This window comes from Akkermansia massiliensis (assembly GCF_018847375.1).
Classification (GTDB): Bacteria; Verrucomicrobiota; Verrucomicrobiia; order Verrucomicrobiales; family Akkermansiaceae; genus Akkermansia; species Akkermansia massiliensis.
The window spans coordinates 3,028,274-3,049,079 of the sequence record NZ_CP072036.1; the positions used below are offsets into that span (position 1 = coordinate 3,028,274).

The 20,806-nt window shown below is 52.6% G+C and carries 12 protein-coding genes and 1 tRNA gene; 6 read left to right on the top strand and 7 right to left on the bottom strand.

Annotated features, from left to right (window positions below; translation table 11 throughout):
* The first annotated feature begins 38 nt into the window (after positions 1-38).
* The 3 genes from J5W70_RS12645 to J5W70_RS12655 all read left to right on the top strand — a co-directional run bounded on the left by J5W70_RS12645 (position 39) and on the right by J5W70_RS12655 (position 2,411).
* A complete protein-coding gene (locus J5W70_RS12645; protein WP_146020074.1) occupies positions 39-677 on the top strand; it encodes a hypothetical protein in 639 nt (212 codons plus the stop codon).
* Between the two features lie 160 nt (positions 678-837).
* The gene (locus J5W70_RS12650; RefSeq protein WP_022397102.1) at positions 838-1,362 is read left to right on the top strand and encodes an ankyrin repeat domain-containing protein; all 525 of its coding nucleotides are present in this window, start codon (positions 838-840) and stop codon (positions 1,360-1,362) included.
* Positions 1,363-1,382: 20 nt separating this feature from the next.
* Complete coding sequence (locus J5W70_RS12655; protein WP_022397101.1) at positions 1,383-2,411, top strand: formylglycine-generating enzyme family protein; 1,029 nt, start codon at positions 1,383-1,385, stop codon at positions 2,409-2,411.
* A gap of 430 nt (positions 2,412-2,841) precedes the next feature.
* Here J5W70_RS12655 and J5W70_RS12660 read toward each other — a convergent pair whose 3' ends face one another.
* The 4 genes from J5W70_RS12660 to J5W70_RS12675 form a co-directional block, all read right to left on the bottom strand.
* Complete coding sequence (locus J5W70_RS12660) at positions 2,842-3,351, bottom strand: GNAT family N-acetyltransferase (RefSeq protein WP_022397100.1); 510 nt, start codon at positions 3,349-3,351, stop codon at positions 2,842-2,844.
* 337 nt (positions 3,352-3,688) lie between these two features.
* Positions 3,689-9,214: an excinuclease ABC subunit UvrA gene (gene uvrA, locus J5W70_RS12665; protein ID WP_022397099.1), complete on the bottom strand. Its 5,526-nt coding sequence runs from the start codon at positions 9,212-9,214 to the stop codon at positions 3,689-3,691.
* Positions 9,215-9,424: 210 nt separating this feature from the next.
* Positions 9,425-10,423: a hypothetical protein gene (locus tag J5W70_RS12670; protein WP_022397098.1), complete on the bottom strand. Its 999-nt coding sequence runs from the start codon at positions 10,421-10,423 to the stop codon at positions 9,425-9,427.
* Between the two features lie 94 nt (positions 10,424-10,517).
* The gene (locus J5W70_RS12675; protein WP_146019206.1) at positions 10,518-10,889 is read right to left on the bottom strand and encodes a hypothetical protein; all 372 of its coding nucleotides are present in this window, start codon (positions 10,887-10,889) and stop codon (positions 10,518-10,520) included.
* Positions 10,890-11,108: 219 nt separating this feature from the next.
* Here J5W70_RS12675 and secA point away from each other — a divergent pair, with 219 nt between their 5' ends.
* The 3 genes from secA (at position 11,109) to J5W70_RS12690 (ending at position 17,294) form a co-directional block, all read left to right on the top strand.
* A complete protein-coding gene (gene secA, locus J5W70_RS12680) occupies positions 11,109-14,462 on the top strand; it encodes a preprotein translocase subunit SecA (protein ID WP_022397096.1) in 3,354 nt (1,117 codons plus the stop codon).
* Between the two features lie 75 nt (positions 14,463-14,537).
* A complete protein-coding gene (locus tag J5W70_RS12685) occupies positions 14,538-15,638 on the top strand; it encodes a GNAT family N-acetyltransferase (RefSeq protein WP_215832856.1) in 1,101 nt (366 codons plus the stop codon).
* Between the two features lie 492 nt (positions 15,639-16,130).
* Positions 16,131-17,294 carry a serpin family protein gene (locus J5W70_RS12690; protein ID WP_022397094.1) on the top strand — a complete coding sequence of 388 codons (1,164 nt, stop codon included), beginning with the start codon at positions 16,131-16,133 and terminating at the stop codon, positions 17,292-17,294.
* Between the two features lie 460 nt (positions 17,295-17,754).
* Here J5W70_RS12690 and J5W70_RS12695 read toward each other — a convergent pair whose 3' ends face one another.
* From J5W70_RS12695 to J5W70_RS12705, 3 genes are all read right to left on the bottom strand, one after another.
* Complete coding sequence (locus J5W70_RS12695; RefSeq protein WP_022397093.1) at positions 17,755-18,699, bottom strand: restriction endonuclease; 945 nt, start codon at positions 18,697-18,699, stop codon at positions 17,755-17,757.
* Positions 18,700-19,429: 730 nt separating this feature from the next.
* Positions 19,430-19,504, bottom strand: a tRNA-Met gene (locus tag J5W70_RS12700).
* A 215-nt stretch (positions 19,505-19,719) separates the two neighbouring features.
* Positions 19,720-20,277 (bottom strand): NUDIX hydrolase, encoded by a 558-nt coding sequence (locus tag J5W70_RS12705; protein ID WP_022397092.1) that lies wholly within the window; start codon positions 20,275-20,277, stop codon positions 19,720-19,722.
* Between the last annotated feature and the right edge of the window lie 529 nt (positions 20,278-20,806).

Sequence of the window (20,806 nt, forward strand, 5' to 3'; positions counted from 1 at the left end):
TAATTTAATTATGCTAGTTTTCTATGAAAATAAAAAAAATGAACAATAAATTGGGAATAGTAAAATTTCTGGTTGGAGTTAGTATATTTATAATTACATTATTCATATTTTTTCCTCTTCCGTTGGTTTATACCTGTCTTTATATCAAATATAGCGTAAATCCATCCGACATAACCCCAGAAGTTTTTGAAAAAACAGTTGATAAGAAACCAAAAGATTTACATAGCTTATTAAGCATTTTTCGTAAGAAAAGCACATCCATGAATCAATATCTTTCTAAAATGAAAAATATTGATGAAATCCGCGATGACTTAAAGAAAGGAACGCCATACCTAATGAATAAGGTTAAATTTGATAAAATTAATTGGTTTTTTAGTGAAAAAGATAAAGAAAAAGTAAAATATATATACGACATCCCCCTCTTCTCAACATGGTCTCAAGCAGAGGGAATGGGTAATTATGATGCAGTTGGTTACTTTTTTCTTGATGATGAATTGAAAATTCTAGGATGGAGTATAGGATGTATGATATTAGGTTCCCAATATCTTGAGGGAAGAGCCACGCCTGATATTTATAAAGTGCATCCAAGTTATGTAATTCCGATACATATTTTTAATCCCAATGATTCTTTATTGAAGGCAGAAGAGTTATCCAAATTTGCTTGTTGTGTTAAATGAAAATTAAAGAAATATCATTCTGTAAAAGCTGTTTACAAATCATAAAATATTATTTACCTATTTTAAATATAACAAAAAATCTATGCATGATTCTTGTTTTTTTCATAAAAATCATCCACATGAACTTTAAAAACTACAAGTATATCATAAATTATTTAACATGAAAACTAATATTATATTCCTTTCGATTTTTTTAGCATTAAACTTATTAGGATCTTGTACATCCATAACCCCCAAAAAAGAAGAAACAAGAAATCCCTATATTCCACCTTATTATCTACATTACAATACTCCTGCCTACATTGTAGGAAAAGATATGATTAGAAATTCATTACAATCATACTGGGATTTGTCGTCAAACATGACTCCACAACCAAATCTTAATCCGTATGATAAAAAATGGAATGGAAGCGAAGCAGCCCTTATGTTAGCGGCAGCTATCGGGGATATTGATACCATGAAGAAATTACTCGAATTAGGGGCTGATATTAATGTTGCTTCAAATGAAATGAAGCTACCCTCTATGACCTTTCCCTACAAAGAAACTGCCTTACATTATGCTGCTCGTACAGGACAAATAAGTGCCTACAATTTTCTGATTAAACAAGGAGCTAACCAGAATTTGAAAAATACTGACAGAAAAACAGCCAAGCAATTACTGGAGGCTAAATTAAAAAATAATTAAAATTATCCTGTCTCTTCGGAATGAAATTTATAATAAAATGGATAAAAAATAATAAGAAAATCAGTTTCTCTATTATAGCATTATTGGCTTTGCTCATCTTTGTCCTTTATCCTGGCAATGATATTACATGCCTGGACATAGTACCCCCTGCGACAGCCAATGTTCAATCTGCCCAGGCCGGAGATGTGTTAAAAATGGATATTCCCCATTCGGAACACAAGCTCACCTTGATTTTCATTCCAAAAGGAAGTTACCCAATTACAAAATCTGGACATCGTACGGAAATTACTTATCCCTACTGGCTGGGGAAGTACGAAATCACACAGGAGGAATGGGAAAAGATGATGGGATGGATCCCGATTCCGGAATTGGAAGACAGATGGACCATCACAACGGGCGCACGGTACCCCATGTGCCAGGTATCCTATGATGAATGCCTGGATTTTTGTGATCGATTAACCGAGATTGCACGACAACAGGGGATTCTTCCGGAAGGATATTGCTTTTCCCTGCCTACGGAGGCACAGTGGGAATTAGCCTATTCCTGCGGCAAGGAAATCGTTCTTCCCGATAATCTTGAGAAAGTAGCATGGATGGATTTTCACGATGCCAATACAGGGGCCTATCCTGTGGGACAAAAAGAACCCAATGCATGGGGGTTTCATGACATGTTGGGCAATGTATGGGAGTTATGTGCGGATTTTTATCATTCTCATCGTTTGCATGGCCGCAATCCCGTCAACTGGAAAACGGATACCGGCAATTTATCAACCGATACTGGTTTATCAGTCACCTCCCTCGGGGGAAGAGTGTTTTCTTTCATACCTGATAATGAGAAAGAGATACCTCGTGAAAGATATCATGCTGATTCAAGAAGAGCCAGTACCGGATTGAGAGTAGCGTTAGTCCCGGTTCAGCAACATCAATTACTGAAAAAAAGGTTAAAACACTTACACCCTGTTCCGGATTGGTTGATGGACATTAGGTACTCATTTGAACTAATCTACATGTATATGAAAACATATTGGAAGACTTTAACGAATTTATGATCATTTGAAAAATATTCCTGTTTTTGTTTTGGACTATTTCCCAAATGCCGTACCAGTTTAACAGCCAAGCTTGGCGATTGTCGTTTTCAGACGCAGGAAATGCCAGTACATTGTAACACGGATAGTGTTCGGTTTGACAGCAGCGAACGAGCCGGCTTCTATTTCCGGCAAATCTGTTTCCCTTGCGCTCTGTGAATGCACTGGTTAACGAATTTCTCGCAGTCTTTCACAGCAGCAGCACTCTGGAAGGAAGTTAGCCTGCGGTCATCTGGGGCGGTAAGACGCCTACAAAACTAGAGAAATCTTTACGATGCCTACGAGAAGGGCGCTGCCATCCTGTCTTTTCAGAGAGGACTCATCAGAATAGCGTGAGGAAGAGGATTTTCGGAAATTCCCATCATCTTATTGCACGCTGCATTACCGGCGCTGATCACTTGATTTCCTTCTGCATGTAAATGATGTCAAAGGTGCGGCCCAGTTTAAAGCCGATGTTTTTCAGGCGCCCGGCATGGATAAAGCCCTGGCTAGCGTGAAAGGACATGCTTTGTTCGTTTTCAGAGGATATTTCCGCAATGATGTGGCGGATGCCCTGCTTCACGGCATCCTCTTCCAGACGGCCCAGGCACATCCGGCCAATGCCCCGGCCAAGATGGGAGGGAGCAATGAAGTAAGTGACGGTGGCCGTTTCCCGGAATGTGGGTACAGGCTTATACGCACTCAGGAAGCAGAAGCCCACTACTTCCCCGGTCCGGCAGTCCACCACGGCATACGCCGGATAACCTTTCACGCGTTCCAGAATATGGGGATAAAAGGATTCCGGCAGTTCCGCATCCGAGAAAGCAGCCGTTCCGTTCATCACGTAATGGTTGAAGATACGGATGACGGCCTCCCGGTGGGAGTCCACCAACGGTTCAAATACTATTTTTTCCACCATATTCATTGCTTGTTGTTTCACCGCAGTGCAAAGATTTTCTAAAGAATGGCTTTCATGCCTTTACATCCGTTCCCGCCTGCCTCTCCGGTATTTGCCAACCACTGCCGCAGGAATAAAAGGGCTTATGCGGAACACAGCCTTGCACTTCCTTTAAGACATTTCCAGCAGTAATTCCGTTCCGCCATTTTCAGAATAGCTGATTTTTCCTTTAAAAGCATTTCGGCGCCCTGTGACCAGGCCAACGTCCGCCGTCAGCCTCCATCTGGTCCTTCTCTCCATATAAAAAGGACCGTTCCAGTAATTCCGGAACGGTCCTGAAAGACAAGGTTTTTGTTTTAACGGGTTACACGCTGTCCGGTTCCAGCTCCCGGCGGATGTATTCCGCCGTGGGGGAGTTCTTTTTGGCTATCTGCTCCGGGGTTCCTTCCGCCACGATGGTTCCTCCGGCTTCACCGGGGCCGGGGCCCATGTCGATGATGTAGTCCGCCTCCGCCATGATTTCCGTGTTGTGTTCGATGACGATGACCGTGTTTCCCTGGTCCGCCAGGCGGTGCAGCACGTCGATGAGCAATCTCACGTCCCGCGGATGCAGGCCGATGGAAGGTTCCTCAATGAGGTACAGGTCACCGGGCAGTTCCTTGCCCTTCATCAGGGCGTTCCGGCTGACGCGCCGCCCCTTGATGAGCTCCGTCACCAGCTTGAGCCGCTGGGCTTCACCGCCGGAAAGCGTGTTGGAAGCCTGCCCCAAGGTCAGATAGCCCAGGCCGGTTTCCGCCAGCAGTTTGAGGGGGTCCGAGATGCGGGGCTGGCTTTCAAAGAATTCCGCCGCTTCCGCAAAGTCCATCTGGAGCACGTCCGCAATGGTTTTCCCCTTGTACCTCACGGTCAGGGTGGCGGCGTTGTAACGCTTGCCACGGCAGGTTTCGCACGGCACATAGCAGGGGGGCAGGAAGTCCATTTCCAGCTTTTGCATGCCCGTGCCCTTGCAGGATTCACAGTTGCCTTGCCCTGTGTTGAAGGAGAAGCGCCCACGGTCAAAGCCCAGCCTGCGGGCGTCCGCCGTTTGCGCGAACAGGGTCCGGATGTCGTCCAAAAAGCCCACATAGGTGGCGGGCGTAGAACGGGGCGTCTTGCCGATGGGGCTTTGGTCCACGCCGTACACCATGCGCAGCGTGTCAAACCCGGAGGAGGTTTTCCACAGCTTTTTCTGGTCCCGAGTGAGCTTGTCGCCGATGGCCTGGCGCGCCGCCAGCCGGATGGTTCCCGTCATCAGGGAGGTTTTCCCCGCGCCGGATACGCCGGTGAGCACCGTCAGCCGCCCCTTGGGAATGGCCGCATTCACGTCCTTCAGGTTGTGCAGGCGGCAGCCCTCCACCCGCAGCCACGCGGTTTCATCTTTTCTGGCCGGAACCCTGCGCCTTTTCCCTCGGTAGGGATGGCGCGGCTTATGATGCAGGGCCGCGCCCGTGACGGAGTCCGGCATGGCTGCCAGTTCCTCAAAGGTGCCCTGAGCCATAATCCTGCCGCCATGGATGCCGGCTCCCGGCCCCATGTCCACAATGTGGTCCGCACGCTTCATGGTGTCTTCATCATGTTCCACGACCAGCAGGGTGTTGCCCCGGCGCTTGAGTTCATCCAGTGTACCCAGCAGCAGTTCGTTGTCCCGCGGATGCAGGCCGATGGTGGGTTCATCCAGCACGTAAAGCACGCCGCGCAGGTGGGAGCCCAGCTGGGATGCCAGGCGGATGCGCTGGGTTTCCCCGCCGGAAAGCGTCGTGGCGCTGCGGTCCAGGGAGAGGTAGCCCAGCCCCACCCGCTGGAGGAAGTTGAGGCGCTGCGTGATTTCCGCCACCACGTCACGGGCAATGAGAGCTTCCTCCCGTTCAAATTTCCATCCTTTGACCAGTTCCGCGGCGGCTACGGCAGGCAGGGAGGCGATTTCACCGGGAGTCACTCCCTGAAGCCGCACGGCGCGCGCAAATTCATTCAAACGCACTCCCTGGCAGGCGGGGCAGATTTTCACCCCTTTGTCATCGTCCGCCTGCCGCGCCAGTTCCTTGTCATATTTCAGTTCGGCTTCCAGCAGAGATTGCGCCTGGTCTTCCTTCATCTTTCCCTTGCCCACGATGCCATGCCCGCGGCACACAGGGCACCACCCGCGTGGAGAGTTGAAGGAGAACGTGTACGGTTCCAGTTCCGGGAAAGATTGCCCGCAGGAGGCGCACGCAAGCTTGGTCCCCATCAACTCCGGCCGGCTGGAACCGGGCGGAAGCACTTGCAGGAAACCTTCCCCCATTTCCAGCGCGGCATGCACCGCTCCGGCAAGTTTTTCCGGGGTCCAGGAGGCCTCCGGACGTGAAACGACCAGGTCCAGGTCATGGCTGGAATAACGGTCCAGCGGCTGGAATCCGCTCAACGGAACCAATTTGCCATCCACCCACATTTCCTCATATCCCTTTCCTTCCGCCCAGCGGGCCAGGTCCGCGTAATGCCCCTTGCGTCCCCTGACGAGGGGAGCCAGCAAGGCCAGACTGCCGTGTTTTTTCAGCTGCCGCACCACCAGCTCCACCACTTCGGATTCCGATCTTTTGCCCACCGGCACGCCGCACTGCGGGCAGTAGGCCTGCCCCAGCTTGGCATATAGCAGACGCATGAATTGCCAGATTTCCGTCACGGTGCCCACAGTGGATTTGGTGCCGCCGCGGGACATGTTCTGTTCAATGGCCACCGTGGGGGGCAATCCGGTCAAGCGGTCAATGTCAGGGCTTTCCAGTTGTTCCGTGAATTGCCGGGCGTACGGGGACATGACGTCCATGAAACGCCGCTGCCCTTCCGCAAAAAAGATGTCGAAGGCCAGGGAGCTTTTCCCGGAGCCGGAGAGCCCGGTCAGCACGGTCATTTCTCCGCGCGGCACGTCCAGGTCCACGTTTTTCAGGTTATGGTGGCGCGCTCCCCGCAGGGCCATCACGCCTTCCGGTATGTCCACGTCAGCGGATTCCGGCATAGCGGCGTCCGCCGGATCGTAAACGGAAGGGCGCCCTTCCAGCACATCCCGGAGGTATTTGCCCGTATATCCCTTCCCGGAGGCTACAATTTCCTCCGGCGTTCCCGTGGCTACCACATGGCCGCCGCCTGCGCCGCCTTCCGGCCCCAGGTCGATCACGTAGTCCGCGGATTTGATGAATTCCGGGTTGTGCTCGATGACCAGCAGGGTGTGCCCCTGCTCCACCAGTTCCCGGAACACGGCCAGCAGAATTTCAATATCGGCAAAGTGAAGTCCCGTTCCCGGCTCGTCCAGAATCAGCATCTTGGGGCTGTTCGCGCCGGATCCAATCTGGTCCAGCAGGATTTTAGCCAGCTTCAACCGCTGGTTTTCCCCGCCGGAGAGAGTGTTCAGCGGCTGCCCCAGGGTCAGGTGCCCCAGCCCTACGCGCTGAAGCACGCCCAGCTTGGAAGCAATGCGGGAGGCCTTGGCCCCTTTTTCCGCTCTGAAGTATTCCAGCGCGGCCGCCACCGTCATGCCGAGCACGTCCGCAATGTTCCTGCCGTCGCGGTACACGCTCAGCACTTCACTTCCGTACCGGGAGCCGTGGCACAGCGGGCACTGCACGAAGATATCTGAAAGAAATTGCATTTCCACCTTTTCACTCCCCATGCCCATGCAGCGCGGACAGCGGCCGTCGCCGCTGTTGAAGGAGAAGAAACCGGGCTTCATGCCGCGCGCACGGGCCGTTTCCGTCTCCGAGAAGAGGGAACGTATTTCTTCAAAGACCCCGGCATAAACGGCAGGAGTGGAGCGCGGGGTCCGGACGATGGGGCTCTGGTCCACCATCACCACTTCATCCAGTTGTTCCCAGCCCTTGATGGATTTGACATGGGCGGGTTCATCCTCGCATACGGCCCCTTTTTCCACCAGAGCGTTCAGGTACAGCACGTCGTGCGCCAGGGTGCTTTTTCCAGACCCGCTGACGCCGGTCAGGCAGGTGAAGACGCCCAGAGGCACTTTCACGTCCAGCTTGTGCAGGTTGTGGCGCGTGGCGCCGGATACGGTCAGAAATTGACGCGGCTTGCGCCTCTTTTTAGGCACCGCGATGCGCCGCCTGCCGGAAAGGAACGCCCCCGTCAGGGAGTCCGCAACTTCCCCAATCCGGGCAGGTTCTCCGGAATAAACCAGTTTTCCCCCCTCCCGGCCAGAGCCGGGCCCCATGTCCACCAGGCTGTCCGCGGCACGCATCACCGTTTCCTCATGCTCCACTACCACCAGCGTATTCCCGCGCTTTTTAAGCCGGTTCATGGCGGAAATCAAACGGGAAGTGTCGCGGGGGTGGAGCCCTACGGTGGGTTCATCCAGCACAAACAGAGTATCCGTCAGGGAAGCGCCCAGGCAGGTCGTCAAGCTCACGCGTTCAATCTCCCCGCCGGAAAGGGAGCGCGTGGGACGGTCGGACGTCAAGTAGCCGAGACCCACTTCATTCAGATATTCCAGGCGGCTTCTGAGTTCCGCCACGGCATGCTTCAAGCCGGGGTCTTCATCCGCGCGCGGCGTGACGTATTGATCCACCCAGGCCAGGAGTTCGTCCATGGGCATCCCGGAGAGTTCCGGCATGCTTCTGCCGCCCACCTTGAATTGCAGGGCTTCCGGCCTCAGGCGCAAGCCATGGCAGGAGGGGCATTCCTGATAGGTGCGGAAACGGCTCAGGTACACCCGCACATGCATTTTATGCGTGCGGCTTTCCAGGTACCTGAAAAAGCCCGCAATGCCGTACCACAGGCCTTGTTCATACATTTCATCCGGATCCTCTCCGTCCCCGTACAGCAGCCAGTCCCGTTCCCACTGTTTCAAATCCTTCCACGGTACATCCAGACGAACTTTGCGGGCATTTTTGCGCCAGCCGCGCATCAGGTCCTTCTTGCATTCGGAAAACACCTTGCTTTCCCCTTCAAAAATATGGATGGCCCCGTCATTGACGCTGAGCTCCGGCTTGATGCACCGGTTGTAGTCAATGGTGATCACGCGGCCATAGCCGCGGCACTCCGGGCATGCCCCCAGGGGGGAATTGAAGGAAAACAATCCGGGCCGCGGCTCCATCAGCGGATGCCAGTCCCCGCGGAATTTCATGGCGGGCAGCCAGATGCCGTCCACGCGGGGAATCACATGGGCCACGCCGCCACCCAGGCGCATGGCCGTTTCCAGCGCTTCCAGCCTGCGCTCCCGCTGGTCTTCCGCCAGCCTCACGCGGTCTTGAATCACCAGCAAAGGAGCCCCGTCTTCCAGGGTCCATTCCTCGTCCTCCAGCCGGAGGGCCTCTCCATGCGCAAAGGCGCGCAAATACCCCTGCGCCACCAGGTTCCTTTTCAGCGTGGGCAGGTCCACGGATTCGGGCCGCGCCACTTCCAGGCAAACCATCACCTCCGTTCCGGAAGGAAATTCCTCATGCAGCTTTTCATCAATGGAGCCGGGTGTTTCCGGCTTGATTTCCCGTCCGGTTTCCGGATCTATCCCCACGGCCAGACGGGCGAAAACGAATTTCCAGTAATCGTTCAGCCCTGTCATGGTTCCCACCGTGGAGCGGGACGTCCTGACGGAGTTGCGCTGATGCAGGGCGATGGCCGGAAGAATGTTCTCCACGGCATCCACGTCCGGCTTGTCCATACGGTCCATGAACTGGCGCACGTACGGGGAAAAGGTTTCCATATAACGCCTCTGCCCTTCCGCATACAGCGTGTGCATGGCCAGACTCGTTTTCCCCGATCCGGAAGGTCCCGTCACCACTGTCAGCCGCCCCAGGGGAATGTCCACATCCACATTCTGCAAATTATGCTCACGGGCGCCGCGGATGCGGATGCGCCCATCCTCACAATGACTCATAGGGTAATTATATCATCAATTTGGAATCATTCCAAGAGAAGTACCTGTCATGAACCATGGGCCATCACACGGTTCCACAACAAAACCGGCCAAAAAAAAGTTTACGTTTATCCTCTTTCCCAACTGATCGTCTGCCTCTTTCCATGTATGACGCAGCCGGAATGCAATGGCATGCGCCTCCCGTTTCATGCCTAGTGCTCAAGCGCCGGCTTACATGCTCATGCACGGGCATTCTTCAATTAATGCAGGCAAAATTTCCTCCTCCGGACAGGAACGGAAGTCTTCCGGAACCGGAAGTATCATGGCCGGAGGACCGCCTTCCGGAATCTCCATGGAAGGCAGCCGCACGGGCAACATTTTTCCGGGGCGCCTGTTCCATGAATAAGACCGGCCATGATCGTTCCCATCAATCCGGATGAGCACGGCCCTTCCGGCACGAATCATCTGGCTGTCCTGTTTGATCTCCACGTCTATCAATGCTCCTTTCAACGCGGAGCATCGAATCTCCAAGGAGACGGAAGAAAACCTTTTCCGGCTCGTAACCGCGTACATGAATGGGGAAGGAAGAGAACTCTTTCCCCTTTCTTCCAAAGGATAACAATAATAGGTGACGGATTCGATATCCGAAATCCACTTTCCATGAACATATTGTTCCCGGTCCGGCCTGAGCCAGGGAAACAGGTATTCCACGGAATCATCCAGAAACGCCGTTTTCCTGTTCCTCAACGAAAGCCTCATCCATTTGAAAAACAGCTGTTCATCATCACAATAACGGCGCAAGAGCCAATAGGCTCCCAGAACGGCCATGCATCGGTTGATGAGGACGGCGTTTTCCCCGTTCCCTCCATCGTCCAGCCATGTTTCCTTCATCGCGCCGGAAGCGTTGCAAATCACATGGAAACGCAAAGAACGCTGCGGATCTACCCTATCCAGCATATCATCCAGAATATCCTTTTGCCGCGCCTCCACGATGCACTCCGCCAGTGAGAAAAACTTCCCCCCGTTCTCCAACCCGTGAACCATGCTGGAAAATCCGGCATTTTCCAGCCGCACCATGCCCGCCTTCGGCAGGTAAGAAGCGTCATGTTCCATCACCAGGCGCGTTCCCCGAATTTCATCGGGCATCTTCTCCATCAGGATGCGGTACGCTGAAAAGCCGACGGCGCAAACGGCCAGCACCGCACATCCCATCCCCAAAAGAGGCTTCATTCCGCCTTCATACCACAAACAAGCGCCTCCACACAGGAATTTCCGTTAACATTCAGATAACAAAAACGTCTCTGAACGGAACCTCCCTCCATTACTATTTATGTTTCTCCCACCCTCCCAAATTTATTCCGCACAGGGTAATATCCACGGAATCCGTTCCCTCGGGCCATGGGACAACAAGCCTGTAACCGTCCGCATAAGGCACCTTCCGGGAAGCTCCGGGAGTGGAATGAGTATACAGAGCAATGCGCATTTCATTCCCCTTCATGGAAACTTCCGCATACAAATCCCCGTGGTAATGGGAATCAAGTTCAAAATGCATGAAAAGGTTGCCGTCCTCATCAATCCCCTCGGACAGCAAATTCACTTCCTGCTGTTTTACGGCGCCATTTTCCTGGCAACCGGCCATCATGCAAACAGCCGGCAGAAAAAGGGCCAGCCCGGCGGAATGGAATACTCCGTACATGCTCATTCTCTCCTTTCCCCTATACACTCCTACAGGGAAAAGGGAGAGGCAAGGAAAAACGGAAGGAAGACAGAATGATGCCGCCCAAATCCAACCTATTACGTCATCATCAAAGCAAATGGAGGGCCGTGCTTGCAATTCTTCCGGCAGCCGCTAGTATTTTTCGATTCTTAGACCGCTGAAAGCGACTCTACCTCGTCAATTTTCAACAAGACAAAGATGATTAAGTGGATTCTAACCAAGATTGTCGGTACCAAAAACCAGCGTGAAGTGCGCCGTCTGCGCCCCATTGTGGAACAAATCGTCTCCATTGAAGAATCATGGAACGGCAAGGGTCAGGATTTCCTGCTTGAAAAAACGAAGGAATGGCAGGGCTATCTTCACCGCTTCCTCCCCATGGAGCTTCCCCCCGTGCGCATTGTGGAAGCCGCTCCCAGGGAAGAGCTGGAGGAAATAGCCGCCAAGCTGAACGCACGCTTTGAATCCCTGAAAGACGAATTTGCCGCCCTCCCCACGGTGGAAGCCACTCCCGCCTCCATTGAAGAGGGGAAGGCCGCCTGGAATAACATCACCCCCCAGTTTGACAAGCTGCGCGAACGCTACCTGAACCAGATCCTGCCGGAAGCCTTTGCCGCCGTCAAACACGGCGCCCGGCTGCTCTGCGGGGAAGAACGCGATATCTGCGGACAAAGACAACTGTGGGACATGGTCCACTTTGACGTGCAGCTGCTGGGCGGCATCGCCCTGCACCGCGGCTACATTGCGGAAATGGCCACGGGGGAAGGCAAAACGCTTGTCGCCACCCTTCCCGTATACCTGAACGCGCTGACCGGCATGGGCGTGCACGTGGTGACCGTGAACGACTACCTGGCGCGCCGCGACTCCGAATGGATGGGGATGCTCTTCCAGTTCCTGGGGCTGACGGTCGGCTGCATCCAGAGCATGATGCCCTCCCAGCTTCGCCGGGAGCAATACGCCTGCGACATCACTTACGGCACCAACGCCGAATTCGGCTTCGACTACCTGCGCGACAACGGCATGGCGACCTCCAAATCCGAGCAGGTGCAGCGCGGGCACTACTTCTCCATTGTGGACGAAGTGGACTCCATCCTTATCGACGAAGCCCGTACGCCTCTCATCATTTCCGGTCCCGCGGTCGTCACCCGGGAACAGCAGTACGATACCCTGCGCCCCGCCATTGAACGCGTGGTGAAAGCGCAGACGGACCTTTGCAACGAGCTCATGTCGCAGGCCCTGAAAGCCCAGGAAGAAGGCCGCACGGAAGAAGTGGGCCGCTGCCTGTTCAAGGTGAAGACAGGCCAGCCCCGCCACCGCGCCTTCCTGCGCGCCATGCAGGATCCCGAGCTGCGCCGCATCGTGGAAAAATATGAACTGACCCTTTACCAGGATACGCGCAAAAAGGAACTCTACAAGCTGAAGGAGGAAATGTTCTTCACCGTGGATGAAAAGACCCACGACGCCGACCTGATGGAAAAAGGCCGTGAAGTCATCTCCCCCGGCCACCCGGAGGACTTCGTGCTGCCGGACCTGGGAACCGCCTTTGCGGAAATGGATGAAGACCCCCGCATGACGGAAAAGGACAAGCTACGCCGCAAGAATGAACTGACCAAGCAGCTTGATGAAACGGGAGCACGCCTGCACACCACCTCCCAGTTGCTGAAAGCCTACTGCATTTACGAAAAAGACGTGGAATACGTCGTCAAGGAAGGCAAGGTTATCATCATTGACCAGAACACGGGCCGCGAAATGCCGGGGCGCCGCTGGAGCGACGGACTGCACCAGGCCGTGGAAGCCAAGGAAGGCGTGGAAGTGGAGCGTGAAAACCAGACCTACGCGACCATCACTATCCAGAACTACTTCCGCCTGTACAAAAAACTGGCGGGCATGACCGGCACGGCGGAAACGGAAGCTGCGGAATTCCATGACATTTACAAGCTGGACGTCCTCCCCATCCCGACCAACCGCCCCTGCATCCGCAAGGACCAGAACGACCTCATCTTCAAATCCCGCCGTGAAAAATTCAACGCGGTGATCAACAAAATTCAGGAACTCCATGATAAAGGCCAGCCCATCCTGATTGGCACGGCCAGCGTGGACGCCTCTGAAACGCTCTCCCGCATGCTCAAGAGGGCCAAAATCCCCCATGAAGTGCTGAATGCTAAAAACCACCAGCGCGAAGCGGAAATCGTGGCGCTGGCCGGCAAGCGCGGAGCCGTCACCGTCTCCACCAACATGGCGGGCCGCGGTACGGACATCAAGCTTGGCGAAGGCGTGGCCGACCTCGGCGGCCTCTTCGTCCTGGGTACGGAACGCCATGAATCCCGCCGCATTGACCGCCAGCTGCGCGGCCGCTGCTCCCGCCAGGGAGACCCCGGCGCCTCCCAGTTCTTCATCTCCTTTGAAGACGACCTGATGCGCAACTTCGGCGCGGCGGAACGCATGACGAAGATGATGGAACGCCTGGGCGTAGCCGACGGCGAAGCCCTGGAACACAGCTTCCTGAACAAATCCGTGGAATCCGCCCAAAAACGCGTGGAACAGCGCAACTACATGTGGCGCAAGCACGTGCTGGACTATGACGACGTCATGAACAAGCAGCGTGAAATCGTTTACGGCTACCGGAATGAAGTGCTTTCCACGGAAAACCCGCGGGAAATGATTTACGACATCCTGGAAGAAGTAATCGCCACCCGCGCCCATGAATTCCTGGATCCGGACTCGGAAGGCCTGACTCATCCGGACGAACTGCTCGCCTGGATGAACTCCTCCTTCCCACTGGGACTGACAGCGGACGCCGCCAAGCTGGAAGAACGCCAGATGGATGACACCATCGCCTTCCTCATTGACAAGGTCAAGGCCACTTATGAAGACAAGGCTTCCCGCGAACGTCCGGAATACCTGGACCACATGGAACGCCAGATCATCCTGGGGGCTATTGACAAAATGTGGCAGGAGCACCTGTACAACATGGACTCTCTGCGGGAAGGCGTTCGCCTCCGCGCCCAGGGCCAGAAGGATCCCCTGGTGGAATACAAGTCTGAAGCCTACGACCTGTTCGTTACCCTGATGGAAAGCATCAAGGGGGAAGCCATTGGCAACCTCTTCAAGAGCACCACCAACCTGGATGCGTTTGAAGACTTCCTGGCCAGCCTGCCCCAGTTTGATTCTTCCGATGAAAATCAGGAAGACGGCGCCAACCTGCCGGAAATAGGTTTTGACGGCATGCCCAGCGACCTGCTCTCCGCCCTGCGGGAACAAGTCTCCCGTGCACGGGAACACCAGTCCGCACAACAGCCGGAACAGGAAGAAGCTCCAGCCGTCATTTCCGACGCCACCACCATTGGGGAAGGCTACCAGCCCGCTGTGGCGGAACCCAAGCTGGTCATGCCCAGGCGCAAGGTCAGCGTCGTGCTCCGCAAGGAGGGAGCCGCCCAGGCGCCGGCGGAAACGCCTGCCGCCGGTGAGGAAGAAGAAATCGCCGTCACTCTTGACTCCCAGGACTTCGCGGAAACCATGGACAACCGGGATTCCGCCGATACCCGCACGTTCTAAAACACTACGCATCACTTACAGGACGGAGGAAACGGGTACAGCCGTTCCCTCCGTCTTCAAGCTTCCGGGCCGCCCTTGACCACGCTCCCTCCCAACAAATCCACCAACGTCCGTTCCGTGCTGGAGTACGTCCCGTACTTCAGGGACAAAATCTTTGCCGTGCATGTGGAACGCCCCCTGGTGGATTCCGAAGAGCTGGTGGACGCATTGCTGGACCTGGACGCTCTTCAGGAAATAGGCGTCAGGCCAGTGCTGATAGTGGAAGGAACGGACGCCTCCGCGCTGTACGAACACACGCGCGTTTGTGAAATGCGCTCCGCCCTGGTGGAAGTGCCGTTGAAAGGCGGTCAGCTTGTCCGGGAAAGAGTCCGGGAAATCCTGGGGAGGCATCAGATCCCTGTGGTGGCCTCCGGCCGTTCCGGCTCCTTTGACCCGGAATCCGTCCGTATGGCATTCAGCCTGGGGGCCTCCAAGTACATCGCCCTGCTCAACGACCATAAGGTTCCCTCCCGTGACGGACGCCCCATTGCCGCCATTCTGGAATCGGAAGTGGCGGGATTGGAAGGAGAAATAACCCACCGGGAACTACTGGACCAGGCGGCTGAGGCCTGCCGGACGGGAATCCCCCGGGTACACCTGCTGGACGGAAAAATGCGAGGCGTACTGGTGGAGGAACTCTTCTCGGAAGAAGGCGTAGGCACCATGGTCCACACGGACTCCTACCGGGAAATACGCCCCTTAAAGGAGGAGGACATTCCGGAGCTCCTCTCCATGATCGCCCGCTCCGTGGTGGATTCCAAGCTGGTCAACCGGAACTATGAAGACATCGCCGCCAGAATGGATGACTACTACGTGCTGACCCTGGACGACAGCATCGTGGGCTGCGTTGCCGTCTATCCCTACCCGAAACACCGCAGCGCGGAACTGGGCTGCCTGTACATCAAGCACCGCCATGAAGGCCGCGGCTATGGCCGGACGCTATGCGAATTCGCCAGAAGAAAAGCGGAGGAAATGGGCATGGAATTCATCTTCGCCCTTTCCCAGAGCGCCGTTCACTACTTCCGGGACCGCATGCACTACGCGGAATTCTCCCGTGACTGCCTCCCTCCGGAACGCCTGCGCGCCCTGGAACTCAGCGGACGCAAATCCGGAGTCTTCGGCCTCAGGCTGAAATAATAAAATAGATAGTCCAACCGGGCTCTCTTGTTATCTCCCATACTCAGGTTTTGAGCCACCTTTCTCCGGAATACGAGTATGATGGAAGATCAACTTCCCCTTCTGACGCACTCAAGGAGGAATGGAGAGGCTTGTCTTGCGTGAGGAAGATTGGGGTATGTTCTGAGGCGATTTCGTCTCCGTAAAAGCATTTTGAGGAAAGAAAATTCCCTTTATTCTCCCCCGAGCTTTTCAGGCGTTCCTCGTTGAAAGCACGCAGGTATTCTTGTGCCCGGGAATGCCCATGCTCAAACCTCCTCCACGGGGTTAATGCTGAAAACTCTCTTTGAGGCTGCAAGCATCATCGTTTAATTCCTTATTGTAGAAATGGTTTTACAGGAAGACGCGTTTTGTTAGATAAAAACAGGATGGTGGAACGCATGTCTTGCAGTGAGCCATGAGGCATGTTTTCCTCCATAACGCTGACCTTGAGCCTGTCACAGCAATACTATCATGATGAAAGTCCTATCCCTCATCCTCGCTTCCATTGCCCTCGCCAGTTATCCATCGTCATCTGCCATTGAAGAGCCCTCCACACCTGCACCCCTCCTGCAAGTATCCCTCTCCTCAAAGCACGGAGATGTCTTTGCCTTTGACCTCTTCCGCGAAATGGCAAGCACGCAGCAGGGCAACGTCACCTTGTCCCCCGCTTCGCTGGAACGCCTCTTGCTCCTGCTGCGCGAAGGTGCCGCAGGAGACACGCACTCCTCCCTGGATAAGCTTCTTTTAGGAAAACAAGGAGTTCCCAGTGCCATTCAGGTGCAGTCTGCCGATGCGCTCTTTGTTGATCAAGGGTTCTCCCTCAAGCCAGTCTCTGTTCCCGTCCACCACGTTTCCTTTGCTCAATCGCCGGGCCAAGCGGTAAAGGCCATTAACGACTGGGCAAGCAAGAAAACGCATGGAATGATTCCGGGCATTGTTACAGATAAGAGCATCACGACCAATACACGCCTCGTAGCACTCAACGCCATCTATCTGCGCGAAAAGTGGCTCTGTCCCTTTGAACCCAACGTAACACAAAAAGCACCCTTCCACTGTGCTGATGGTACGACCTGCACCGTACCGATGATGCTCCAGCAAACCGAATTTCGCTATGCCGAGGGTGAAGATTGGCAAGCGGTCGCTTTCGGCTACGATGCGCAGGGACGCAAGGGGGAAGCGGGGTTCTTCATCGGCATCCTGCCCAAGGCCTCCGCCCATGATTTTACCCAAACGCTCACGGTGCAGAAGTACAATGCCATTCGACAGGCCCTCGCCCAAGCCAAACACCAAAAAGTGCTCGTCTTCCTGCCCAAGATGGATCTCGACAGCGGCATTGTGTCCCTGAAGGCTCCACTCAAAAAACTGGGGCTGTCAACGATGTTTTCTGACCGGGCCGATTTCAGACGATTTTCAGACAAGCCGCTTATGGTGAGCGCTGTTGTACAACGCTGCCGCGTCATCACGAACGAAAAGGAAACCATCGCAGCAGCAGTAACCAGTGCTATTGTAGAGGAGCGCTGTATACCCCTGGAAGAAATCAAGGAAATTCACTTCGACCGACCCTTTATCTGGCTGATTGGAGACCTTAATACGCCCGCTCCGCCCTACTTCATCGGGCTGAACGGGAAACCATGACTCTTAATCTTCATCAAACACCTCATCATGAACAGCCCCTACCTTATCCTCACAGCTCTCGCCCTCACAAGATTGGGATTCCCTGAGAACGCACCGCAAGAAATGTTACCCTGTACCCAGGCTATTCCGAATTTGCATGAACAAAGCGCACGTCTGTCCGGACATCATGGCGATGGTTCAGAAGAGCATGGCTTGGGCACCGCTCCTCCACCCACAGGTCAGACATGCCCTCAATAAGGAAAATCGCCGTATACCCCAGTATGCACACGCATTCGCAATCTTTTCGAAGCAGTAAAGAAACACCCCTGCTCCGCGGTCAAGGTTATCATAGAGAAAGAAGCCGATGTTAATGCAAAGGATTCAGATGGCAGTACAACGTTGATGTGGAATGCCTATACATTCAGTACCGCCATGAAGGCCGGGGCTATGGACAAACTTTGTGCGAATAACATAAGTTAAATTAAATAGGTTGTTTATATATAATAGCTCTATTTATTTTTTCATCAAGAATCGGAATAAAATTCCCATCTCTTTGTATGCATTTAAATATTTCTTCTAAAGAAAAAAGAACAAAAACTTTTGTTCCTAATGCATTCTTACAATCAGCAATAGCAGCAGGAGAATAAGAAGAATACGAAATAAATATTCCACCTTCACATCCCCCTCTATTGTAACCACGAACTAAATGAGAAGCTATTTTTTCTCTACCTAAGGTTTCACTCTCCCACTTCGCTTCTACAAGATATACTTTTCCTTTATATTCAATAACACCATCTATTTGTTCAATGATTCCTTGTTGTTCGTCTCCTTTGATAGTAATTGCCTCAGAAAGAAGAATATCATTATATTCAAAAAAACTATTCAGAACACTTTCTAATTCTTTTCCTCTTTTCCATGGATTTTTTTCAAGAAAAAGAGCCTTAAATTTTTGTTGAATCTTTTGCAACTCTTTTGATTTCTTCTTCTTTTCTTCTATTTTTCGCTGTTCTTCACGTAATCTTGCTTCACGTTCTCGCTCCCTTTCAATATTTATGCGAGTAAAAGAGTCCTTGCGATTAATCAAGTCCCGTATACGTGCGACCAGCCCATAAGCCGCCTGCTGATCACTTTCCCAACAAACTGAAAAATCATCAAATTCCGTAATTCTTTTTAAAATTTCACGGCGTTCCCTCAAACATGCCTCTCCGGCTTTGTTCAGCATCTCAACAACCTCACGTGCAACATGATATTTATTAAAACTATCTTTATCTATAATCAACTGACTTTGATAAATTTCTAAAAATCGAGAAGGCACACCTGCTCCTCGAAAAAAAGTCAATAAATCTTTTTTGCTTTTGCAAAGTTTCGGTATAACTTCAATGACGAGTGCATTCAACTCTGGTGGGTAATGATAAATGATTTCCATATAACAATTGAATTATATTTTCATTAGTTAAAAATTTTATCTATTATTGAATAATGAACCGATGTTACTATTTATAGCTCTTAAGTACCCAATAGCAGGGCCTTATCTTCCTGTGCTAGTAGATAAATGTAATACTTAGAAGCCGAAATTTGTTTATTCTCTTTTAGCATACTCCCTTTCATTACAGTCTTGTCGTTGTCGGAACATAGCATTCATCCTACTGTAGGATAGTCTCCTTCCTGACTCTAGAACTTTTCATTCCCAGTTCTTCGCCCGATCACCGAGTAAGTGGAAATCATCGCAACATTGACTGCGGTAATGACTTGAGTACGTCGGAAAGAATTAAATGGAGAATATCATCAACCAGAGGATGGGAAAGCAGTTCTCGTGCCATAAAGACAGATACATAATCGCATATAATTCTCCGGCAAGTTTTATTCAAAAAAGCAAAATATCCATCTAATACAGTATTATCATTTTCTATGTCTCATCCCGCCTTTTCTTACAATTTCGCCATCCTCATAACAACCCCTTTTTAGAAGTCCTTGCAGCCAGTACTGGCTCCCCTCCAAAGCTTTAGAGTTCTGGTGGAATGTGGAGGGTTTAATCGATGAAATATCTCTTCAAAATCACCTTTCCCACTAATCTTGGTGTTTGTCTAAACATATGCAAGTATATTTTCCAAATTAATAAACCCCTTAAATCTAATGATTTAAGGGGTTTATGAAAATGGTAGCAGGGAGGTGATTTGAACACCCGACCAAAGGCTTATGAGTCCTCTGCTCTACCACTGAGCTACCCTGCCGTTAAGTGGTTGGTGCTGGAAAGCGGGGAGATATTTAGCCCGGATCGGAAAGAATGTCCAGATTTTTTTATGGGTCCGGAGCATTTTATGACGGCAGCCCGCTTTTCCATCCAGAAAAATCATTGATGATGAATCGTTCTTTCTCCCCAATCGTTTCATACGGCCTGCGGCCAAAGCCGCTCCATGCGTCCGGACGTTTACGGCGCAGGGCGTCCTTATTCCTCCAGTCCCACGCCATTTACAGAGCGGGACAGGAAATAGAGGCCCATGAAGATTTTCGGGTCTACCACTTTTCCCTGCCCTGTCTGGTCCATCAGCCAGCCATGCACCAGCGGAAGAGGAATGCGGTGCACGGTGATGTTTTCATGAGCCACCCCGCCGCCTTCCGATATTTGGTGCAGCCCTTCCGCCAGGTAGAAGGATACCATTTCCGTGGTCAATCCGGGGGAGGAAGGCCCCGTGAACAGATACGTCCAGGCATCCGCCCGGTACCCCGTTTCTTCTTCCAGCTCACGCCGGGCGGATTGCAATGTGCTTTCCTCCCCTTCATCTCCGGAGATGCCCGCAGGCAGTCCGATGGTCAGGGCATGCAGGGGAACCCGGTATTCCTCCACCAGCAGCAATTCGCCGTCCTCCGTCACGGCCACGATCATGACGGCTCCATTGGCATTGACCCGGCGCACGTATTCCCACCTTCCTGCTTTCAAGAGCTCCAAAAATTTGCCCCGGCAGAGGGAATAACATGTTTCCCCGGATTGTCCCATCTGTTCCATGATGCAGCCTACGTTAGGTTTCCCGGCGCCTCTTGTCAACCATCCCGGCAGCCCTCTTCCGGAACCTCTCTGGGGCTTTCTGGTCCGGTGCCTGTAAGTGCTTGATTTACGGCGGCGTAATTGTTTCCTTTTCGTCACACACTCCAGTAACAAAGTAGTAATTCACTGATAATAAAATAATTATAGTGTCATTCAAAGAATATACTCAGGAGGACTAAATTATTGGAGGAAGCAAGACTAAAATATTTTTTGGTGTGGAACCCCCGTGGAACGTAGAGCCGCGGAACGATGACTCACGCTGCTTCAAAAAGATATTTTTTCCTCAGGCGCAAATCAGTACTTTGGCGCTTCCGTCGACCGGGGTGTCGAGCTGAAAGCGGATGAGTTCGCCTTCTCCATCCCGATGGACGCCACGAGCTGTCACGGCTGTGGATGAACCCCATTCCGGTTCCATCCGCGGGCGGCCTCGTAGCGAGACGGAAGGCCTCACGGCCGTTTATAACCAGCAACATCTTTTATTTCCACAACA

Excerpts from the sequence above, each read along its gene's own strand:
- J5W70_RS12690 (WP_022397094.1), top strand. The coding sequence starts at position 16,131 with ATGATGAAAGTCCTATCCCTCATCCTCGCTTCCATTGCCCTCGCCAGT.
- J5W70_RS12705 (WP_022397092.1), bottom strand. The coding sequence starts at position 20,277 with ATGGAACAGATGGGACAATCCGGGGAAACATGTTATTCCCTCTGCCGG.
- J5W70_RS12655 (WP_022397101.1), top strand. The coding sequence starts at position 1,383 with ATGAAATTTATAATAAAATGGATAAAAAATAATAAGAAAATCAGTTTC.
- J5W70_RS12645 (WP_146020074.1), top strand. The coding sequence starts at position 39 with ATGAACAATAAATTGGGAATAGTAAAATTTCTGGTTGGAGTTAGTATA.
- J5W70_RS12675 (WP_146019206.1), bottom strand. The coding sequence starts at position 10,889 with ATGTACGGAGTATTCCATTCCGCCGGGCTGGCCCTTTTTCTGCCGGCT.
- J5W70_RS12695 (WP_022397093.1), bottom strand. The coding sequence starts at position 18,699 with ATGGAAATCATTTATCATTACCCACCAGAGTTGAATGCACTCGTCATT.
- J5W70_RS12660 (WP_022397100.1), bottom strand. The coding sequence starts at position 3,351 with ATGAATATGGTGGAAAAAATAGTATTTGAACCGTTGGTGGACTCCCAC.
- J5W70_RS12650 (WP_022397102.1), top strand. The coding sequence starts at position 838 with ATGAAAACTAATATTATATTCCTTTCGATTTTTTTAGCATTAAACTTA.
- secA (WP_022397096.1), top strand. The coding sequence starts at position 11,109 with ATGATTAAGTGGATTCTAACCAAGATTGTCGGTACCAAAAACCAGCGT.
- uvrA (WP_022397099.1), bottom strand. The coding sequence starts at position 9,214 with ATGAGTCATTGTGAGGATGGGCGCATCCGCATCCGCGGCGCCCGTGAG.
- J5W70_RS12670 (WP_022397098.1), bottom strand. The coding sequence starts at position 10,423 with ATGAAGCCTCTTTTGGGGATGGGATGTGCGGTGCTGGCCGTTTGCGCC.